This window comes from Chryseobacterium sp. R2ACT005, from assembly GCF_049949215.1.
Lineage (GTDB): Bacteria > Bacteroidota > Bacteroidia > Flavobacteriales > Weeksellaceae > Chryseobacterium.
In genome coordinates, this window is the sequence record NZ_CP188192.1 from 4,025,995 (window position 1) to 4,042,213 (window position 16,219).

The following is a 16,219-nucleotide window of genomic DNA, read 5'->3' on the forward strand; positions in this document are numbered from 1 at the left end:
CTTGTAAAAAGTACAGTGTAAAATGTACTAATGATTTCTACTTGCGAAAGACTATATTTTCTGGTTTCCAAGTAATCCAAAAAGGATTTTCTCCCTGATTTCTTCAGTGATTTCATCAGTAGAATCACTGCTTCTTTTGAACCAGAAATAAGAATTGTTTAAAGTATGAAGAATAAATCTTGTTGTAAATGATGGTGATTTCAGTTCCCAATTTTCTGCACTGTAGATCTCAGAAATGAGTTTTTCAACTTCCTGCTGATAATTTTTTCTTAACTCTACAAACTCGGAAAGCTTTTCTTCCAGATGTCTCCATTCATTAGAATAAATATGAGTGACATCACGGTTTTTAAGAACAACAGACAGATGCTTATCCAATAACAGATTTAGTTTTTCTCTTGGAGTAATATCTGTATTTTTTACTTCCTGAAGCTCATCGAAAAACTCCTGAGCAATACCAAAACAAATCCATTCCAGAATTTCTTCCTTTGAACGGATATGTGCGTACAGCGATGCTGCTTTGATATTGAGCTTCGTAGCCAGGTCTCTTACCGAGCTCCCCATATACCCTTTCTCTTTGAAAAGTTCTACTGCTACGTCTAATATTTTTCTCTGTTTTTCTTTTAGTTCCATCTGGTAAAATGCAAAAGTAATTATTCTGATTTAAACTGCTCCTTTTTTGATCACAAAAAGCACAAGGCTCTTCAACTTCAGTTTCATTGATTGGCTATTTTACCTGATTCTGACTATTTGTTCATGAATTTCAAAGAAATAATTACGAAATCGGAAATTTTGTCAAGTTAATTTTCCGTTAAAAATACAATATCCGGAAAATTTGTCTTATTTTTTTGTAAATTTAATAATTGAACAGTTTTTGCGATATAGTCATCGAATAAATGATTAAATAATTGATGACATTAAGAAACTGAGCCTTAAAATTTGGTTTCTTGATGTTTTTTAAAAAACTAAACTTTGAACAAATCATTACCAAAAATATATAAAATATGAACTTGAACCAATATACAGTAAAATCACAGGAAGCCATCCAGGCAGCACAACAGACTGCTATGGAATTGGGCAACCAAAGTATTGAACCTCAACATCTCCTTGAAGGAATCTTCCAGGTAGATGAAAATATATCGCCTTTCTTACTTAAAAAATCTGAAGCAGATGCCAATTTAGTAAGAGAGCGTAACCGTGAAAATTTAGAAAAACTTCCAAAAGTACAGGGAGGAAACATTTACCTTTCACAATCTGCCAACAAAGTATTGCTGGATGCACCCAATATCGCTAAGAAAATGGGTGACGAATATGTAACGATTGAACATTTATGGCTATCTCTTTTGGAGACCAGCTCTGAAGTATCCAAGATGCTGAAAGATATGGGTGTAACCAAAAATCTGCTGGAAGGTGCTATCAAAGAATTAAGAAAAGGAAGTAAAGCAACTTCTGCTAGCTCAGAAGAAACATACCAGTCCTTAAATAAATATGCTAAAAACTTCAACGAGTTAGCGGCAGAAGGAAAACTGGACCCTGTAATCGGGCGTGATGAAGAAATCAGAAGGGTTTTACAGATCCTTTCCAGAAGAACAAAAAACAACCCAATCCTTATCGGGGAGCCGGGTGTAGGTAAAACAGCTATTGCCGAAGGAATTGCCCACAGAATTATCAACGGTGACGTTCCTGAAAATCTGATGGATAAAACATTATTCTCATTGGATATGGGAGCTTTGATCGCCGGAGCCAAATACAAAGGTGAGTTTGAAGAGCGTTTGAAATCTGTGGTGAATGAGGTTATCAAATCTGACGGACAGATTATTCTTTTCATTGATGAGATCCATACTTTAGTAGGAGCCGGTGGTGGTGAAGGAGCAATGGATGCTGCCAACATTCTAAAACCTGCTTTGGCAAGAGGTGAATTGAGAGCAATTGGAGCAACTACTTTGAATGAGTACCAAAAGTATTTTGAAAAAGATAAAGCGCTGGAAAGACGTTTCCAGAAAGTAATGGTGGAAGAACCGGATACTGAATCTGCTATTTCCATCCTTCGTGGTATTAAAGATAAATATGAGGCTCACCATAAGGTAAGAATCAAAGATGAGGCAATTATTGCTGCTGTGGAAATGTCTCAGAGATATATTTCAGACCGTTTCTTACCTGATAAAGCGATCGACCTTATTGATGAAGCTTCTGCCAAACTGAGAATGGAAATCAATTCCAAGCCGGAAGAACTGGACGTTCTGGACAGAAAATTAATGCAGCTGGAAATTGAATTAGCAGCCATTTCAAGAGAAGGAAATCAGACAAAAATTGATCACCTGAAGGAGGATATTGCAAAAATTTCTGAACAAAGAAATGAGATCAATGCCAAATGGCTGAAAGAAAAACAGAAAAGTGAAGATCTTACCCAGATCAAAAAAGATATTGAATCTCTGAAACATGAAGCAGAAAGAGCTTCCAGAGCCGGAGATTATGCCAAAGTAGCGGAAATCCAATACGGAAAACTTCGTGAAAAAGAGGAAGAATTTACCAAAATGGAGCTTGAAATGCAAAACCATCAGAATGAACTGATCAAAGAAGAAGTTACTGCAGAAAATATCTCTGAAGTGATTGGCAAATGGACAGGTATTCCTGTAACTAAATTATTACAATCCGAAAGAGATAAATTATTAAACCTGGAATCTGAACTCCACCACAGAGTGGTAGGACAAGACGAAGCCATTCAGGCGGTTGCAGATGCTATCAGAAGAAACAGAGCCGGATTAAGCGATGATAAGAAACCTATTGGTTCATTCTTATTCCTGGGAACAACCGGAGTTGGTAAGACCGAGCTTGCAAAAGCATTGGCAGAATTCTTATTCGATGATGAAAACAATATGACGAGAATTGATATGAGTGAATATCAGGAGCGTCACAGTGTTTCAAGATTGGTAGGAGCACCTCCGGGATATGTAGGATATGACGAAGGCGGACAATTGACTGAAGCGGTAAGAAGAAGACCCTATTCTGTAGTGCTTTTGGACGAGATCGAAAAAGCCCATCCGGATGTTTTCAATACCCTGCTTCAGGTTTTGGACGACGGACGTCTGACAGACAATAAGGGACGTGTGGTAAATTTCAAAAATTCAATCATCATTATGACCTCGAATTTAGGCTCACACCTTATTCAGGAGAATTTTGAAAATCTTACGGAAGAAAATCAGGATGAAATTGTGGCCAAAACAAAAGATGAAGTTTTTGATCTTTTAAAACAAACCCTGCGTCCGGAATTCCTGAACAGAATTGATGAAATTGTACTGTTCCAGCCTTTAAGAAAAAAAGAAATCGGAAAAATCGTTCAGTATCAGTTGAGAGGATTTAATGAAATGTTATCGAAACGAAACATCATTATGACGTTCACTCAGGATGCTGTAGATTATCTGATGAATAAAGGCTATGATCCTGCTTTCGGGGCAAGACCATTGAAAAGAGTGATTCAGCAGGAGGTTCTGAACAAATTGTCTAAAGAGATTCTTGCCGGAAAAGTAAATGACGGAGACAGAATCACACTGGATTATTTTGTAGAAACAGGTTTGGTTTTCAGACCTACTGAACAATAAAATAGTTTTTTTCATATACATTATTTTTGTGGATAAGTGCTGTAGAGAAATCTGCAGCACTTATTTTTTTTCTCTACTTTTAAAAACTATTTTTTTTGCTGATGTATATAAAATTAATCACCTTATCATTTTTCTTGATCTCACTTCTGGTCAACGCTCAGAATAAACTGACATCTCCATTTTCACTCACCGATTACCAGAATATGCGTACAGAATATCTTGATGCAATAAAACATAACCATGATATTGTTCATGAAGGCAGATTCTATTATTCAAAAAGAAAACTGGATAGTGTAAATATCATAAAGCACGAGATCATAAGACAGGAATGGATCAGAAAAGGAGTTGATCCATCTGCAATTACCAAAGAAGTGCTTCAGAATGCAGAAAGTAACAGACAATATTATCTGCAATATGCCTACTTCACCAAGAACAGGAAAGGATATGATTTTTACTATTCTGATGATTCAAAACTGATTCTTTTCAATAATAAAGATTTAACAATAGAATATTCATTTGCAAAAGATACAGACAGTGAATATCTTCATAATAAAAAAATTGCTACAGCTAATCAATACTTCAACAGCAATGGACAACTGAAAAGAACAGATTCCTTCATTCTTCCGTCACAGGAAGGAGCTGAAAAAGAGATAACAGGACTTTCAAAAGAATATAATGTTATTGGAAAACTTTTGTTTGAAGCTGACTGGGAAAAAGACTTCAAACACAGCAAAGCCAAGGTGATTGCAGCCAGTGACCAATTAATACAACAATATATACTTAATAATATCAAAAGGAATAATGACGGGATAAGCGATATTCAGGCCAAAGAAATGACAGCAAATTATTTAAAATATGCCCAGAAAACCATTCAAAAATTAAAAAATGATGACAAGGTTTCTATATGGTTTGTAGCCTATTGGACGGTAACCTCCCGAATAGAACTGAAGATCAATGACAAAACGCTACAATTAATTAACATCCGCGACTTTAAAATGCAGGAATAGTCCACACTTTTGATATAAAAAGTCTTTGGGATTCTTCTTAATAAATTTTTTCTGGCTAATAATTCAACATCTTTTTTTATCCTTGTTAAGTGAAATAATACTATATTTAGCTTACAAATCAATAACTAATACCAAAATCAGTATGAAAAAGCTAAAAAGAAACGAATTAAAGAAAATTGAAGGCGGAGTACTTCCATCAATGATATCATGTGATGAGTACTGGAACTGCCCTATCGGCCTATGTTGCACAGCAGGGTTAATCTGCAGGGATCCAAAACATTACGGATGTATTTAATATAAACGGAGATCTTCTCCGTTTTTTTATGGGATCAATCTGGCTTTTCTTTTTCCCAAAACTATTATACTTCACATACAATCCGTAAAAACACGGTAAAAATAACAGTATAATTCCCTATTCGCGAATACATTTTCTAGCATATTTTTTCCGAGATTTGCATATTAATTGAATTTCATCCGTAAAATACTGCTAAGCTATGAATACAGAATCAAATAATCCGCTACAACCTGGAACAATGTCAAATAGTCTTATCCAGGCTCTGATTGACAATTACCGTCAAAATCATCTCAATGCTATTAATACCGCATTAGGAATAGATGACGCTCATTCCATTTGGTTTGACCTTCCGAAATTAAAAAGTTTTATTGCCAATATTGAAGCTGAAGCCGCCAAAGCAAACCCAGCTACATCTACGGAAGATTTAGGGATCAGATTTTATTATGCTACTTATCCGAAACAGGAAAACTGGTCTATTATGGAATCACACCCTGTTCCGATAGAATACGCAGGAAGGCACACTCTAGTAATGGTCCCAACATTAAAAAAAGCCGATGAAACAGGAGAACTTATTGATTATGATTTCAATCCTTTTCAAAGTACAGAAGGAAAATCTTTTGCATTAGCCAACAAATCCAACAAAGTCACGGGAGAAGATGATGATACCAGTCTTGGAGAAAATAACGGAATACTTGTCCCGCCAAAAGCTCCTATCGGTCAGTCTTATTAATTGTAAATATATCATATTTAGAACTGTATGACAGAATTCCAGGAATTTGCACAAAAAAGTCTGCTTTGGGCTGAAGGACTTGCTGCAGTCATAGCAATTTTCCATTATAACCGTTTAAAAGAACAACATTGGAAACTTTTTGTGTTTTATCTGGTATTTATTTTTCTTGGGGAAGCTTATGGCAAGTGGGGAAGTTTTGTTCATTTTACCAAAGCTCAGTACTATAACTATCTTTTAATGCCAATCCAGTTTATATTTTTTTACTGGCTATATGCTGCGAAATCTTTAGGAAAGCCCAAGCTATTTTGGATAATATCCATTTTATATCTGCTTTCATTTATTCCCAATGAATTATATTTTTCCAAAAGTAAAATTGTATTTGCTTTCAACTATACTTTTGGCTGTCTTATTTTGATGCTTTTGGTAATCATGGAGTATTACAAACAAATTACTTCACAAGAGATTCTCAATTTCAATAAAAACAAAATGTTTTATATTAATCTTGGAATTACGCTATCATATATAGGAACATTACCCTTCATGGCATTTTTATCACTTCTGGTAAAATACAAGGAAATTTGGGATATCTATTTCAGTTATTTCCTGATCTCAGTTTCAGTGATGTATATCTTATTTGCAAGTTCATTTATATGGGGAAAACAGAACTCTTAATAGTTATTATTCTATTCAACATACTCTTTGTGATGTTTGTAACAGCTGTATTAATCTATATCCGAAGTTACAGACAGCGAAAAAGAGAATATCTGAATGAAATCGAGATGAAAAATGAACTTCATCAGAGAGAGCTTTTGTCAACCCAACTGGAGATCCAACAAGCCACCATGCAGCAGATCGGTCGGGAACTGCATGACAACATCGGTCAAAAACTGACACTGGTAAGTCTCTATGTACAGCAGATGCTTTATGAAAATAAGGTTCCTGAAGCAAACGAAAGAATTGATCAGGTATCTCAGATCATCAACCAGTCATTGCAAGATCTTAGAAGTTTGTCAAAAACACTGACTGATGACAACATCAACCAGAAGGAAATTGTAACTTTGATACAGGAGGAGGTAGACAATACCAATTCTTTCAAAAAGTGTCATGTAAGCTTTGAACATAATTTTAAGCAGCTGGACTTAGGCTTTGTTCATAAAAATGTATTGCTCAGAATCACCCAGGAGTTTATTCAGAATAGTATAAAACATTCCGGTTGTAAAAATATTTTTATCACCCTTAATACCTCTGAAGATATCCTTTGGGAACTTAATATTCGTGATGACGGAACAGGATTTGATACTTCGCAGATTAAATCCAACGGAATAGGTCTTACCAATATGAAAAACAGAGCAGAAATCATAGGAGCCAGTTTTCACATGGAAAGCCATGAAAATACGGGAACCCAACTCAATATTATCTTAAAAAAACAGTCATGAAGAAATCTATTGTAATTGTTGACGATCATATACTTATAGCCAAGGCTCTGGAAGGGATTATTGGAAATTTCAATGAATTTGAAGTAATCTATGTATGCGAAAACGGAAAAGACCTCATCCAAAAACTTGAAGAAGGCAATTCAATTCCTGATATTATTCTTCTAGACATCAGTATGCCGATTATGGATGGTTTTGAAACCGCTGCCTGGCTTACAAAAAATCACCCCGGTATTAAAATCATGGCGCTTAGTATGCAGGGAGATGACAACAGCGTGATTAAAATGATCAAAAGCGGTGCAAAAGGTTATCTACTAAAAAACACACACCCAAGAGATCTGGAAACAGCTCTTACCCGATTGAACAGTGATGGCTTCTTTTATCCGGACTGGGCATCAAAAATTATTTTCTCTAATCTTAATAAAGAATCAGAAACTGAAATTGCCGTAAGAATTTCTGACAGAGAAAAAGAATTTCTAAAGTACACTGTAACAGAACTCAGCTATAAGGAAATTGCAGACAGAATGTGCTGCAGCCCAAGAACAGTAGAAAGCTACCGCGATCAGCTTTGTGAAAAGCTGGATTTGAAAACCCGTGTTGGGCTCGCTGTTTTCGCTATTAAAAATGGCTTTGCAAACTAAACTTTAATCACGATAAAATTCTTAAAAAAATAAATTTAAGCGAAATTTATTCTTAAAAAAACCACAAAACCATAAAACGCGCTAATAAACCACCCTAGATTAATTAAAATTTAAAACATTCAGTATAATTGTAAATTAAAATTAATAAAACATAGCAATACATATTGATTTCATAAATAAATTAAAAAAATATTTGTATATCAATTTTAAATAATATATTTTCACATCCTCAACCTAAATGATTTTTGATATGAAAAAACTATTATTTGGAGCTCTTATGCTCAGTGTAATGTCTGCATGTAACAATGACAACATTACCAATCAAAATGAAAACACAACTGACGAAGGAGTAACTACAGCAGGCTTTGCTCAAAGAGGCTGTGCTTCTGAGGAAATCAGACAGGAAGCCTTGAAAAAAAGTCCTGAACTTCAGCAAAGATTTGCAGCATTAGAAACCAATACAGAAAAATTCGCCAATGATATAAAGTTTGGAAAAGTTCTAGCTGATGGTACTGTAGAAATTCCAGTTGTAGTGAATGTCATCTACAAAACTACAACTGAAAACGTTTCTGACGCAAGAATTGCTGAGCAAATTGCAGTATTAAATGCTGATTATTCCGGCACCAACAGTGATGCAAGCAAAATTCCAACCGAATTCCAAACTGTAAGTTCTGGTGACACGAAAGTAAAATTCAGACTGGTGAATACTGTTAGAAAATCTACTTCAAAAACCAGCTGGGCTACCAATGATGATATGAAAAAAGCCTCTAAAGGAGGAATTGACGCAACTAATCCTACTAATTATTTAAATTTATGGGTGGTAGGCAAAATGACCAGTCAGGGACGTACAATTCTCGGATATGCAACTTTCCCTGAATCTGCAGGTCTCTGGAATGACGGTGTTGTAATTGCTGCTCCATATTTTGGAAAAACCGGTGCATCTTCGCCTTTCAACCTGGGAAGAACAGCAACCCATGAAGTAGGACATTATTTAAACTTAAGACACATCTGGGGAGATGCTAATTGCGGAAATGACCAGGTAAGTGATACTCCTACACAAACTACAGCAAATTACGGAAAGCCTTCTTATCCTCTATACAATACTTGCAGCGGTGTACAAAGATCTGTAATGTTTATGAACTATATGGATTATGTAGATGACGCAGCTATGTTCATGTTCTCATCAGGGCAAAAAACAAGAATGCAGTCTGTAGTGGCCTCTTCAGGAGCAAGATCCGGGTTGAGAGTATATTAATTAAAACATCTTTTTTACTTATATTTTAAAATCTATCCCACAAAATGGGATAGATTTTTTTGTACCCATCTTCTAGATTAAAATTCAGAAATACGATTCTATGTAGTAGCTCAGGCAATTTACTCACATGAAAAGCCTGAAATAAGCTTAAGTTATTTCTTTAAAAACAAATAATTCAGTAAAAAAAATAATAATGGAAGAAACATATAGCTTTAATTATGTTTTTTAAGATATTTCCATGGTAAGTTTTTAAAGAATAATATCCTACAAATTATATAGAATATAAAATTATTTACACTTAAAAAACACACTTAAGCGTGAAATATAAAACAAATTAATTAAATTAATTAAAATTCAATAAAAACCAAATTAAGTTACAATAAACGCAACTAAAACAACCATTGAATAGGTATTTGTTAAGTATTTTACAAAATAATTTGCATATCAATTTCAAATAATATAATTTCACAACCTCAACCAAATTATATTATAACGATATGAAAAAATTCTTATTCGGAGCCCTGGTTCTGGGCTTTATGTCGGCATGTAACACTGACAACTTAAGTAATCAAAATGAAACGCCCCTGGATCAGGAAACCTCCGCTCCAAGTGCTCTTAAAAGAAGCTGTCCTTCAGAAGGAATAAGACAGGCAATGCTTCTGAAAAATCCTGCGCTAAAACAAAAAATGGCTGACATTGAGTTCAGTACTGAAAAATTTACTGAAAACCTTAAATTGGGAAAAGTTCTTGCAGATGGAACTGTTGAGATTCCGGTGGTTTTTAATGTAATTTACAACACTTCCGCTCAAAATGTTTCCGATGCAAGAATCGCTGAACAAATTGCTGTACTGAATGCTGATTATGGTGCTACCAATTCTGACATCAATAAAATTCCTTCGGCATTTCAGCCTTCAGCGGCAGGAGATGTAAAAATCCGATTCAAATTAGTTGCTACCAACCGTAAACAAAGTACAAAAACAGGCTGGAGATCTGATCTTGAACAAATGAAAAAGGCAAGCACAGGTGGTATTGATGCTACTGATGTGACTAAAAACATGAATATATGGGTTGTGAATTCAATACTTGACGAAAATAACCAACCAGGAACTTTAGGATATGCTTATTACCCGGAAAATGCAGGACAATGGTATGACGGTCTTGTAATAGGTTATCAGTATATAGGAAAAACCGGTGCTTCCGCTCCGTTCAACTTAGGAAGAACAGTAACTCATGAAGTAGGACACTACCTAAATCTACCACACCTTTGGGGATCATCCGATACAGGCTGCCAAACAGATTACTCTAATGACACTCCTACATCTCCTGGCCCTAATTACGGAAATCCTACTTATCCTTTAAACAGAATTTGTGGAGGAGTAAGCCGCTCTCAGATGTTTATGAACTATATGGATTATGTAGACGACAAATCTATGGTAATGTTCTCTGCTAATCAAAAAACAAGAATGCAGGCTGTAGTAGCAGCATCCGGACCAAGATCTGGTTTAAGATAATCAACTCCATAGTTTAAATATTATAAAAACATTAAAATAGTCTATCTCAATTTTTGAGATAGATTTTTTAATATTTTTACGTGACTTAAATTTCAGCACCACTACGATGAAAAACTAGCATTAGGAATACTATTGCACTTATCCTGTATTAAGGCACAGGATACTCTCCAATCCCGAAATCTCAGGGAAGATCTTACATTAATTAATTCCGGCTATGCCATTCAGGAGAAGACACCTTTTTTCAAAAAGGAATGGGTAAAAAAAATCAGTGGCTCCTGCCCTTCTTTTTACAGCTGCGGCTGCTACATGGGGAGAAAAGGAGAATATCCGCGAGGTAAGAAACCGATATCTTCCTAACTTCAAAGTCAAATTTGATGATTATCTTCAGTACGCTCCGGCTACAACTGTTTACGGATTAAAACCGGCAGGCGTAAAGGGCCGGAATAATATTGGAAGAGCAACTTTATTTTATGGTACAAGTTTAGTCATCATGGCTATTTTAGTCAATTCTATTAAATATACTACAAAAGTTGAACGTCCGGACGGATCCAAAAATAATTCTTTTCCATCAGGACATGCTAATGTAAGCATCTTATCAAGAATACAGGGAAATGATTATTCTTCTTTTCTTGCTTTGAAAATGGGTACAGTACTCGGGACAACAAACTTCCTGAAGGAATCTGAACTGGATGACAAAAAACAAATCGGGTTTGAAGGTGGATTGGAAGGCGCTTATTTCTTTTTAAAAAAATGGGGTGTAGGTGCAGATGTAACCTTCAGCAGCTTTCCTATTAAATCTCAAAGAATCACCTTTGATGACGGACAGGATTTTGGAGACCATGAAATCAAAACCCAATCCATGGGCTTTCTGTCTGCGGGTATCGGACCTTATTATTCCCATGAGTTTTCGGATAAATGGCAGCTTATGCTGAAAGCAACCGGAGGATATGCTGCAACTGCCAGTGGACAAGTATTTGTAAAAGGAGATAATATAGATGCTCCTAATCATGAACTTCAGATAGCCAGATACAAACCTAAACCTGCTTTCCGCTGGAATACGGGAGTCTCTATGACCTATAAATTCAATCCTGGACTCGGTCTTACTTTTTATACGGATTACAATATGATCAATTCCACCATCCGTTATCATTTCAGCGATGAAATTAAGGAAGGTGATGAGTTGGATCAGGAACTTAACAACCTGATTGCTAAAGAAAAATCAGTTATATTACATTAGGATTAAGATTAACTGCTTACTTTTAGAATACAAAAGCCTTCAGAGTCTGAAGGCTTTTACTTTATAAGTTTTTACGGTTGTCGTCCGGTGTATAGTCCATAAACAGATCTCCATCAAGCTGTACAGATTTTACTTTCTTCTTAATGGGGATTACAAGATCGGTCATCTTTTGATTTTTTTCCCAAATAGAGGGTGAGAAATGAAGCTTCTCTGTGGTTTCGTCCTCATAAGACAATATTGCATCAAATGGAATAGCAAATCCACCTACGTTGGTAACGTTTATGGTGAGCATATCATTCATTTGAGAGGCTTCCGCTACTTTTAAATCAATATAATTATTGGTATAAAACCAATTCTGGAAGAACCAGTTCAGATTTTTCCCTGAACCTGTATTCATAGAGTTGAAATAATCCCAAGGAACCGGATGCTTTCCATTCCAGTTGTCCATATAATGATGTAATGCCTTTTTGAACAGCTCATCTCCTAAATAATCTTTCAGAGCCAGATAAGATAATGATGCTTTCACATAGGAATTGTTTCCATATCCCGCTCCACTTACCTGCGTACTCATCGTAATCACCGGCTGATCCTGTTCTGAAGATGGGTCATTGATCCATTTTTTAACACGGAAATTTTTATAAAATTCCTTAGCTGCAGCTTCTCCGTTTTCATCAATTCCTATAAGGTATTCCAATGTGGTCGCCCATCCTTCGTCCATAAAGGCATATCTTGTTTCGTTGATTCCCATATAAAAAGGGAAATAGGTATGAGCAATTTCGTGATCTGCTGTCAGCCTTGCATCCTTAAGATCATCAGGAATACTGGTATCGTTGATCATCATAGGATATTCCATATCTGCATAACCTTGAATAGCAGTCATTACGTTATAAGGATATTCTACTCCCGGCCAGTTTTTAGAGAACCAATCAAGATTATAACGCATCCAGTCTACATAGTGCTCAAAATCTTTTGCCCCATTTTTATATCCTGCCTGAACACTTGCTCTTTTTGATTTCAACTGAACACTTGCTGCATCCCACACATAATGGTTGCTCATTGCAAAACAGAAATCTGTGATGTGACTGGCTTTAAACTTCCAGACATTCCATTTATTCGGTTTGGTTACTTTACCAGACTTCATTTCCTGCTCTGTCGCAATGTGCATTACTTTATCGCTTTTTAATGAAGCTTTGTATCTTTTTAAATATTCCGGCTGAAGTACGGCTTCCGGATTCAGGAAATCTCCTGTTGCCCAGACTACAAAATTCTTGGGTGCGGTGATGGCAAAACTATAGTCGTTGAAGTCGTTATAAAACTCCTGTCTGTCTGAGTGTGGAAGCATATCCCATCCGTTATAATCATCATACACGGAAATTCTTGGAAAAGAATAGGCTACATAGAATGTTTCAGGATCTATCTGTCCTTCTCTTCCACTCTGTACTGAAAGCGGATATTCCCATTCAATTTTTACTTCAGCTTTTGATTTAGATTTTAAAGCTGTTTTTAATTTTACTTTTTCAACGGTACTCCAATCGTCACTGTTGACATCATATTTTTCACCGTTTACAATGAAAGATTTGATCTTAAGCCCTGAAGATAGAAAATCTTTAGACACAAATCCTGATCTTGGCGACTGCGGTTTATGAAGGTTATTCACAAAACGTATGGCCAGTTCATTCAGGCTATCCGGGCTATTATTTGTATAGAGAATTGTTTCTTTTCCGGAAACTATTTTTGTATTGGCGTCCACCCTCACATCCACATTGTAGGCTCCTTTATTCTGCCAATAGTTTTTACCTGGTGCTCCGGAGATATCGCGGGTCCCTTTTTCATATGCTTTTTTGATATTCCTCGGCATATAGAGTTCCTGTGCAGACAATTGCAGTAAGGAAATGACCATCAGCATTCCGGAAAAAATTTTCTTCATAATGACCTTTTTAAAGATAGGTGTCAAAAATAGCAAAAATGTAACATCAGTAGGTTATTTCTTTTATAATAATATCTTATTGTAATGATGTTTATATCATATTATTCTACAGTCTATCTTGTTCGGCAGTTTTCTTTATTGTTTTTGCATTTTTCACAGACTGATTTCCAAAGTTGAATTTCAGTGAAAAGGAGATGCCTTGAGCATCCGTATAATCGAGGAAATAATTATCCTGATTCGCGTATTTTGTACTGACTTTCTGACCTGTTGTTCTGAAAATATCAGTGAATATAAGACTTGCTTCCAGCTTTTTATTCAGGAACTTTCTGTTCATCACAAAATATGCCGACCACGCCGCAGAAATTCTAAAAGTCCCTTGTATTCCGGGAGAATAGTAACGGTGTCCCATTTCCATCTTCCAATCGTTGTTTTTATCGAGGGTAAAACTTGTTGAAATATTGGAGACCCAGTTCCAGACTTTATTTTTATACAGCAATCCGTCTGTACCTTTGAAATAATTTTCATTGTGTTCAAGATTTTCAGACATAATGATATTCCACCATGGTTTGACCTGAAAGTTTTTGTACAGACTCAATCCGAAAGCTTCTCCTTTTTCAATATTCGTAAAGTAATAAATGAGACTGTTGGTACTGGGTTCCTGATATGAAATTTCCATAGACGGATACATTTCTTTTCGGTAATACAGATCCAGATTCCAGTCTTTCCATGAATAGGTAAGATTGAGATTATGGGTGATCGTTGCTTTTAACTTCGGATCTCCCTGATAGTATGAAAACAGATTGTAATAAGATTTCGCAGGATTCAACCATGAATAGGAAGGTCTGCTGATCCTTTTCCCATAAGAGAAGCCGAATTCCTGTTTATTTTCTGTGGTATATTGTGCGTAAAAAGTGGGGAAGAATTTCCAGTAATTGCTTTTATTCAATTCATAAGGTTCAGAGACCACGCCTTCGAGATCTGTCATTTCTGCACGAAGCCCTCCTTTGAAAGTCCATTTTCCAATATTATAGGCTAGTGAAGAATACAGGGCAAAATTATGTTCTTTATAATCAAAGATACTGCTCTTTTCCGGCCGGTATTGCAGTACTCCATTTTCATTATCAGAGAAATCAAGTTGACTGTTCGTCTTTACAAAACTATATTTTGCTCCGGATTCCAGCTCCAGTTTATCATTTTTCCACTGATAATCGAATTGTGTGGAATACAGCTGAACATCCGCTTTATTCTTTGTAAGGAAATTATCTTCTTTTGGAGGCTGGCCTGCAAAGTTCAGACTGGTGATTACATTCTGGTATTTATCGGCGTTGTTTCCGGTAAAATAATTGATCCACGAAAGACTGCTTTTCTTATTCAGCTTCCGGTCTATCTGAAAACTTACAGAGTTATTAATGGAACGTGAGCGGTGATCGTTGATCGTGATATAATTAGATTCTACGATATCCTGATTATTATAGATCAGTGTAGGAACATTGTAGGTTCCGAAGGATTTTGGAGAAAAATACCCTGAATAGTTAAGGCTTGCATTGGTCAAGCTGTCCAATTCATACTCCACATTAAAATTCAGGGTATTCTGGTTATAGTTTTTATCCTTCCTGTTCATCGTACTGACCCATCGGGTTTGGCTTTCCGGATAGTTCACATAGTCTGTTCCTTCCCGGTAGTACGTTCCCAGCCCTCTATAATAGCTGCCCATAATGGAAAGTTTATCTTTTTTATAATATTGGGAAAGGCCAAAAACGCCTTTCCCATATTGTGTCTGTACATATTTGGATGAGAGAATTCCCCGGTAGCCTTCAATTTTATTCTTTTTCAGGACGATATTGAGAACTGCACTTCCTGAAGCTTCATATTTCGCAGGTGGATTAGTAATCACTTCTACAGACTTCACTTCATCTCCCTGTGTATTTTCCAGAAGGTTCTTCAGCTCATCTCCCGTCAGCATTACCTTTTTATCATTAATAGTCACCAAAATTCCGGTGCTTCCCTTTACTCCGAGCACCTCATTATTTACGGTGACACTCGGTGTATTTTTTAGAATTTCCCAGGCATTGAGTGATGAAATATTACTGTTTTCAACATTAAATTCCAGACGGTCTACTTTTCTTTTCACCAAAGGCTTACGCTTGGTCATTACCACTCCTTCTATTTCCTGAGATTCTTTTTTAAGGATAATATTCAGAGGTTCAAGTTTTGTCAGATCAAGTTTTTTCTCAAATAAAGAGTATCCCTGGTTTTTAACAACCAGTTTTACCTCCTGTTCTGCTATTCCCTCCAGTATAAATTTTCCGTTTTCATCAGTTTTTAATTCTTTAATTAATATGTTTTGAGAATTATACAGCTCAACTTTTACCGACGAAAGCTTTTCATTTTCAGTATTCATAACTGCTCCTCCAACTTTTTGTTTTTGGGCGAGAATCAAAACCGGAAAACACAGAAAAAAAAGAATTTTATACATGGCTATTTTTTATCCTAACAAAAACATTGTTCTGTTTTATGGCTACAAAAATCTGTAATGAAAGGGAGAATTTCGGTTAACGATGGGTTAATGATAGGTTAATGTCTTTTC

General features: G+C 35.8%; 12 protein-coding genes. 9 read left to right on the forward strand and 3 right to left on the reverse strand.

The annotated features are described in order from the left end of the window. Positions 1–51 precede the first annotated feature (51 nt). Entirely contained in the window at positions 52–630 is a 579-nt protein-coding gene (locus ACPF63_RS18500; RefSeq protein WP_426480883.1) for a TetR/AcrR family transcriptional regulator, read from the reverse strand. A 371-nt stretch (positions 631–1,001) separates the two neighbouring features. Here ACPF63_RS18500 and clpB point away from each other — a divergent pair, with 371 nt between their 5' ends. The 9 genes from clpB to ACPF63_RS18545 all read left to right on the forward strand — a co-directional run bounded on the left by clpB (position 1,002) and on the right by ACPF63_RS18545 (position 11,705). Further along, a complete protein-coding gene (gene clpB, locus ACPF63_RS18505; protein ID WP_426480884.1) occupies positions 1,002–3,596 on the forward strand; it encodes an ATP-dependent chaperone ClpB in 2,595 nt (864 codons plus the stop codon). Between the two features lie 101 nt (positions 3,597–3,697). After that, a complete protein-coding gene (locus ACPF63_RS18510; protein ID WP_426480885.1) occupies positions 3,698–4,603 on the forward strand; it encodes a hypothetical protein in 906 nt (301 codons plus the stop codon). A 494-nt stretch (positions 4,604–5,097) separates the two neighbouring features. After that, the gene (locus ACPF63_RS18515; protein ID WP_426480886.1) at positions 5,098–5,628 is read left to right on the forward strand and encodes a hypothetical protein; all 531 of its coding nucleotides are present in this window, start codon (positions 5,098–5,100) and stop codon (positions 5,626–5,628) included. Between the two features lie 27 nt (positions 5,629–5,655). Continuing rightward, positions 5,656–6,300: a hypothetical protein gene (locus ACPF63_RS18520; RefSeq protein WP_077413758.1), complete on the forward strand. Its 645-nt coding sequence runs from the start codon at positions 5,656–5,658 to the stop codon at positions 6,298–6,300. Positions 6,301–6,332: 32 nt separating this feature from the next. Continuing rightward, a complete protein-coding gene (locus ACPF63_RS18525) occupies positions 6,333–7,064 on the forward strand; it encodes a sensor histidine kinase (protein ID WP_228408628.1) in 732 nt (243 codons plus the stop codon). Next, entirely contained in the window at positions 7,061–7,702 is a 642-nt protein-coding gene (locus ACPF63_RS18530; protein WP_077413760.1) for a response regulator transcription factor, read from the forward strand. The genes ACPF63_RS18525 and ACPF63_RS18530 overlap by 4 nt, the downstream gene beginning before the upstream one ends. Positions 7,703–7,952: 250 nt before the next feature. After that, on the forward strand, positions 7,953–8,957 hold the full coding sequence (locus tag ACPF63_RS18535) for a zinc metalloprotease (RefSeq protein WP_426480887.1): 1,005 nt from the start codon (positions 7,953–7,955) through the stop codon (positions 8,955–8,957). Positions 8,958–9,454: 497 nt separating this feature from the next. Continuing rightward, positions 9,455–10,468, forward strand: coding sequence for a zinc metalloprotease (locus ACPF63_RS18540; protein ID WP_077413761.1), 1,014 nt, complete (start codon positions 9,455–9,457; stop codon positions 10,466–10,468). A 268-nt stretch (positions 10,469–10,736) separates the two neighbouring features. Further along, complete coding sequence (locus tag ACPF63_RS18545; RefSeq protein ID WP_426480888.1) at positions 10,737–11,705, forward strand: hypothetical protein; 969 nt, start codon at positions 10,737–10,739, stop codon at positions 11,703–11,705. Positions 11,706–11,766: 61 nt separating this feature from the next. Here the strand turns inward: ACPF63_RS18545 and ACPF63_RS18550 are convergent, their stop codons facing one another. Together ACPF63_RS18550 and ACPF63_RS18555 are read right to left on the reverse strand one after the other, a co-directional pair. Then, complete coding sequence (locus ACPF63_RS18550) at positions 11,767–13,632, reverse strand: M1 family metallopeptidase (RefSeq protein ID WP_426480889.1); 1,866 nt, start codon at positions 13,630–13,632, stop codon at positions 11,767–11,769. Between the two features lie 106 nt (positions 13,633–13,738). Then, the gene (locus tag ACPF63_RS18555) at positions 13,739–16,108 is read right to left on the reverse strand and encodes an outer membrane beta-barrel protein (RefSeq protein WP_426480890.1); all 2,370 of its coding nucleotides are present in this window, start codon (positions 16,106–16,108) and stop codon (positions 13,739–13,741) included. Positions 16,109–16,219: the final 111 nt, after the last annotated feature.